The sequence below is a fragment of the Sorangium sp. So ce296 genome (assembly GCF_051529605.1).
In the GTDB taxonomy this organism is placed as follows: Bacteria; Myxococcota_A; Polyangia; order Polyangiales; family Polyangiaceae; genus Sorangium; species Sorangium cellulosum_D.
This window is the reverse complement of sequence record NZ_CP150325.1, coordinates 4,976,889-4,982,130: the sequence shown is the minus strand read 5'-3', so window position 1 is coordinate 4,982,130 and position 5,242 is coordinate 4,976,889. Positions and strand designations below refer to the sequence as shown.

Annotated in this window: 1 pseudogene; it reads right to left on the bottom strand. The window is 75.8% G+C overall.

What is annotated here, in order from left to right:
* Positions 1-364: 364 nt before the first annotated feature.
* Positions 365-5,224, bottom strand: a pseudogene (locus WME98_RS18650) (type I polyketide synthase); the annotation flags it as partial.
* Positions 5,225-5,242: the final 18 nt, after the last annotated feature.

Genomic DNA, 5,242 nt, shown 5'->3' with positions numbered 1-5,242 from the left:
CGATGGTCCCATCGAGTGTCGGGCTCGACCGGAGCCCGCGGGGCCGTGAGCCACGGGGCCCACGCCGAAAAAGAGGCCAACACGCGCCGCGCGAACGCGAAGCGCGCGCGAGCGACAAGGTCGCGAAGTCGCCGCGGCTCGCGCGAGCGGTCCCGGTGATCCAGTAGCGGCGAAGGAGGCAAATGGTGTCGCGCGGCCCACGCGGGGCGGGGGCCCAGCCTCCACACCCCGCCGCGCGCGCAGGCCCCTGGCCCCTGACCCCTCGCCTGGCGCGGCCTGTTCACCTCCTTGCCCGTCCGATGCCGTTGCAGCGCGAGAGCGCCCTCCACCGCGGCGGCCTCCTCGCGCTCTGCGCTGGCGCGCCTCAGATCAAGGCCGCGCGAGGTTCTCCGTCGAGCTCGCGCTCGATCACCGCGAGCAGCTCGTCGTCGCTGATCGCGCCGAGATCTTCGGCCTCGACCTCGTCCGTCCCGGCCTCGGCGCTCGTCCAGCGCGACACGAGCCCGCGCAGGCGCGCGCCCACCGCGGCGCGCCGCGGGTCGTCTCGGGTGATCGCCGCCAGGCGCCACGCGAGCGTGTCGAGCGCGGCGAAGACCGCGTCCTCGGCGCCTCCGTCGGCCGCGAGCTCCGCGTCGAGGTGCCGCGCGAGCGCGTCCGGGGTCGGGTGGTCGAACGCGAGCGTCGCAGGGAGCTTGACGCCGGTGCGCGCGTGGAGCCGCCGGACGAGCTCGACGGCGACGAGCGAGTCGAGGCCGAGATCGAAGAAGCCCTTGTGAGGATCGATCGCCGACGCGTCGGCGTGCCCGAGGACGGCGGCGGTCTCGGCGACGACGAGCGCGACGAGGCGGTGCGCGCGCTCGGCGTCCGAGAGAAGCCTCAGCGCGTCGCGGAGCGCCCTGTCTTCGCCTGCGGCCCGTGCGCCGGCGGGTTCGGACGTGGGCTCCAGCGCGTCGCGCGCGTCGGGCAGATCGAAGAGGAGCGGGCGCGACCTCGCGGAGGCGAACGCGGGGGCGAAGCGCGCCCAGTCGATGTCGGCGACGGTGATGGTGGTCTCGTCGTGATCGAGGGCCCCCGCGAGCGCGACGACCGCGAGCGCTGGGGCCATCGGCGCGAGGCCGCGCCGCCGGAGGTGCTCCTCGGCGTCGGCGTGATCGGCGAGCATCCCGCCGCCCGCCCAGGCGCCCCACGCGATCGACGTCGCCGTGAGACCGGCGGCGCGGCGCACCTCGGCGAGCGCGTCGAGGAACGCGTTGCCGGCGGCGTACGCGCCTTGCTGCCCGCTGCCCCAGACGCCCGCGCCGGAGGCGAAGAGGACGAAGGCGTCGAGCTCGCGGTCCCCGAGCAGCTCGTGCAGGTGGAGCGCGCCGAGGACCTTTGCGGCGATGACGGCGCGGACGCCGTCCAGATCGGTGGACGCGAGGGCCGCCTGCGCGACGACGCCGCCCGCGTGGACGACGGCGCGGACGGGGTCGCCTTGCGCGTCGAGGCGGGCGAGCAGAGCTGCGACCGAGGCGCGATCGGCGACGTCGCAGGCGGCGAGCGTCACGCGCGCGCCGAGCGCCTCGAGCTCGGCGCGGAGCGCGCCGGCGCCCGGGGCGTCTTCGCCCCGGCGGCTCACGAGGACGAGGTGCTCTGCGCCGCGCCCGACGAGGAAGCGCGCGACGTGCGCGCCGAGGGCGCCGGTTCCGCCGGTGACGAGGGAGGTGCCGCGCGGCGTGAAGGTGCGCGCGGGCGGAGCGTCGCCGAGGGGCGCACGGACGAGCCTCCGCGCGAAGATGCCTGTCGGGCGGACCGCGAGCTGGTCCTCGCCGTCGCGGGACGCGAGGAACGGCGCGAGGCGGTCGAGCGCGGTCGCGTCGACGCCGCTGGCGAGGTCGACGAGCCCGCCCCAGCGCTCCGGGTGCTCGAGCCCCACGACGCGGCCGAGGCCCCAGATCATCGCGTCCGTCGCGCGTCCGAGCAGGTCCGCGCGCCCCGTCGAGACCGCGCCGCGCGTGACGAGCCACAGAGGCGCCGCGACGCCGACGTCGCCCAAGGCCTGCACGAGGCCGAGGGTGAGCGCGAGCCCCGCGGGCAGCGACGCGTCCCGCCCGCGCGTCCCGTCGTCGAGCGCGGCGAGGGACAGCACGCCGCGGACCGAGCCGGCATCCCCGATCGCCTCGCGGATGCGCGCGGCGGTGCGCTCGCGCCTCGCGTCATCGCCGCCGAGGCGCAGGTGAACAACCTCGGCGCCGCGCGCTTCAAGGAGGCGCGCGAAGCTCGCCGCGACGTCTTCTGCCACGCCGTCGCGCGCCACGATGAGCCACCGCCCGGCGACGTCGCCGGCGGGCGGCGCTTCGAGCGTCCTCCAGACGACGCGGTAGCGCCACGCGTCCACCGTACCCTGCTCGTGACGCTCGCGCCGCCACGCCGCGAGCGCCGGGAGCAGCGCCGCGAGCGATGCCCGACCCTCGCCGTCGACGCGGAGCGCCGCCGCGAGCGCCTCGACGTCGCGCTGCTCGACCGCCTGCCAGAAGCGTGTCTCTTCGGAGGTGACGGGGGCAGCGGCGGAGGCGCGCGCAGCGTCGAGCCAGAAGCGCTCGCGCTGAAAGGCGTACGTCGGCAGCCGGACGCTACGCGGCCGGAACGGCGCGAACAACGCCGCCCAGTCGACGCGTTGCCCGCGGACGAAGAGCGCGGCGAGCGCGTTCGCCATGGCGTCGACGTCGGGGCGGTCGGCGCGGAGCGACGGGACGAACGCGTGCTCGTCGCCGACATCGGCCGCGCGCGCGCTTTGCCCGAGCGCGGAGAGGACGCCGTGCGGGCCGACCTCGAGGAACGTGGAAACCCCCATGCTCCGGAGAACTCCCAGCCCATCGGCGAAGCGCACCGCGTCTCGCGCGTGGCGGACCCAGTAGCTCGGCGAGCAGATATCCTCGTCGCGCGCGCGCTCTCCTGTCACGTTCGAGACGATCGGAATGCGCGGCGGGTGGAAGCGGAGCCCTTCGGCGACGCGGCGGAACGCGTCGAGCATCGGATCCATGTGGTGCGAGTGGAACGCGTGGCTCACGCGGAGGCGCGTCGTCTTGCGCCCGAGCGCCTCGAAGCGCCCCGTCACGGCGAGCACCGCGCGGGCGTCGCCCGAGAGGACGACGGACGCCGGCGCGTTGATCGCGGCGATCGCGACGCCGCCCGGGCCCGCGGCGATCTCGGCGCGCGCTTCGTCCTCGGACGCGTGCACGGTGACCATCGCGGCGTCGCGCGCCGGCAGGTCTTGCATGAGGCGCGCGCGCGCGGCGACGAGCGTGCACGCGTCCTCGAGCGACAGGACGCCGGCGACGTGCGCCGCGACGAGCTCGCCGACGGAGTGGCCGAGGAGCGCGTGGGGCGTGATCCCCCACGCCTCGAGAAGGCGGAAGAGCGCCACCTCGACGGCGAAGAGCGCCGTCTGCGTGTAGAGGGTCTCGTCGAGCAGCCGGGCGAGCTCCGTCTCTCGCGGCGCGAAGACGACATCGCGGACCGGCCGTTCGAGGGCGCGATCGAGGTGGCTGCAGGCTGCGTCGAACGCGTCGCGGAACGCGGGGAACGCGGCGTAGAGGCCGCGGCCCATCTCGGCGCGCTGGCTTCCTTGCCCCGTGAAGAGGACGGCGAGCTTCCCGCCGAGCGCGCCGCGACCCAGGGCGGCGCCGGGGGTCGAGCGCCCGTGCGCGAGCGCGTCGAGCGCGCCGAGGAGCGTCGCGCGGTCGTGCGCGACGAGGGCCGCTCGATGGTCGAGCTGCGCGCGCGTCGTGGCGAGCGAGAACGCGAGGTCGACGAGCGGGACGTCGGGCGCGGCCGCCAGGTGCGCGTAGAGCTTGGCCGCTTGCCCGCGGAGCGCCGCGTCGCTCTTCGCGGACAGCACGAAGGGGAGCGCTCCGGGGGCGCGCGGCGCCGGCTCGATCGCCGCGGCGGCGGACGCCGCGGGCACGGGCGCCTCTTCGACGATGACGTGCGCGTTGGTGCCCGAGATGCCGAAGGACGAGACCGCCGCGCGGCGCGGTCGCTCGCCGCGAGGCCACGGGGCGGCATCCGTCAGCAGGCGGACGGTCCCCGCGGACCAATCGACGTGCGGCGAGGGCGCGCTCACGTGGAGCGTCTTCGGCAGGAGCCCGTGCTCGAGCGCGAGCACCATCTTGAGGATCCCGGCGATCCCTGCCGCCGCCTGCGTGTGTCCGATGTTCGACTTGAGGCTCCCGAGCCACACCGGGCCGCCCTCCGCGCGGGCCTTGCCGTAAGTCGCGAGGAGCGCCTGCGCCTCGATCGGGTCGCCGAGGCTCGTCCCCGTCCCGTGCGCCTCGACGGCGTCGATCTCGTGCGCCGAGACGCGCGCGCTCGCGAGCGCCGACCGGATGACGCGCTCTTGCGCGAGGCCGTTCGGCGCGGTGAGCCCTTGGCTCTTCCCGTCCTGGTTGATCGCCGACCCGCGCAGGACGGCCAAGATCGGGCGCCCGTTCTTCTGCGCGTCGGAGAGGCGCTCGAGGAGCACCATGCCCGCGCCCTCCGCCCAGCCCGCGCCGTTCGCGTCGGCCGAGAACGATCTGCAGCGGCCGTCGGGAGAGCCCGCGTGCTGCGGCCCGAACTCATGGAAGAGCCCGGGCGTCGCCATCACGGTGACGCCGCCGGCGAGCGCGAGCGCGCACTCGCCCTGACGCAAGGCGTGGCAGGCGAGGTGCACGGCGACGAGCGACGAGCTGCACGCCGTGTCGATGCTGATCGCGGGGCCTTCGAGGCCGAGCACGTACGCGATCCGGCCGGACGCGACGCTCGGCGCGGTGCCCGTCACGACGTAGCCGTCGCGATCGTCGGGCGCGTGGAGGTGCTGCGCGGCGTAGCTGTTGTACATCACGCCGGCGAAGACGCCGGTCTGCGTGCCGTGGAGGGTCGTCGGGTCGATCCCCGCGCGCTCGATGGCTTCCCACGCGATCTCGAGGAGCACGCGCTGCTGCGGATCGAGCGCCAGCGTCTCGCGCGGGCTCAGCCCGAAGAAGCTCGCGTCGAACCTGTCGGCGTCGCGGAGGAACCCGCCTCCGCGCGCGCACGCGTTCCCGGCCCCCGCGCGCGCGTGGAGGGCGCCGAGGTCCCAGCCGCGGTCGTCCGGGAACGGGGAGATCGCGTCGTGCCCCCCCTCGAGGAGACGCCAGAGATCTTCGGGCGTCGCGACGCCGCCCGGGAAGCGGCAGCTCATCGCGACGATCGCGATCGGCTCGTGCGCCTTCTCGGTCGC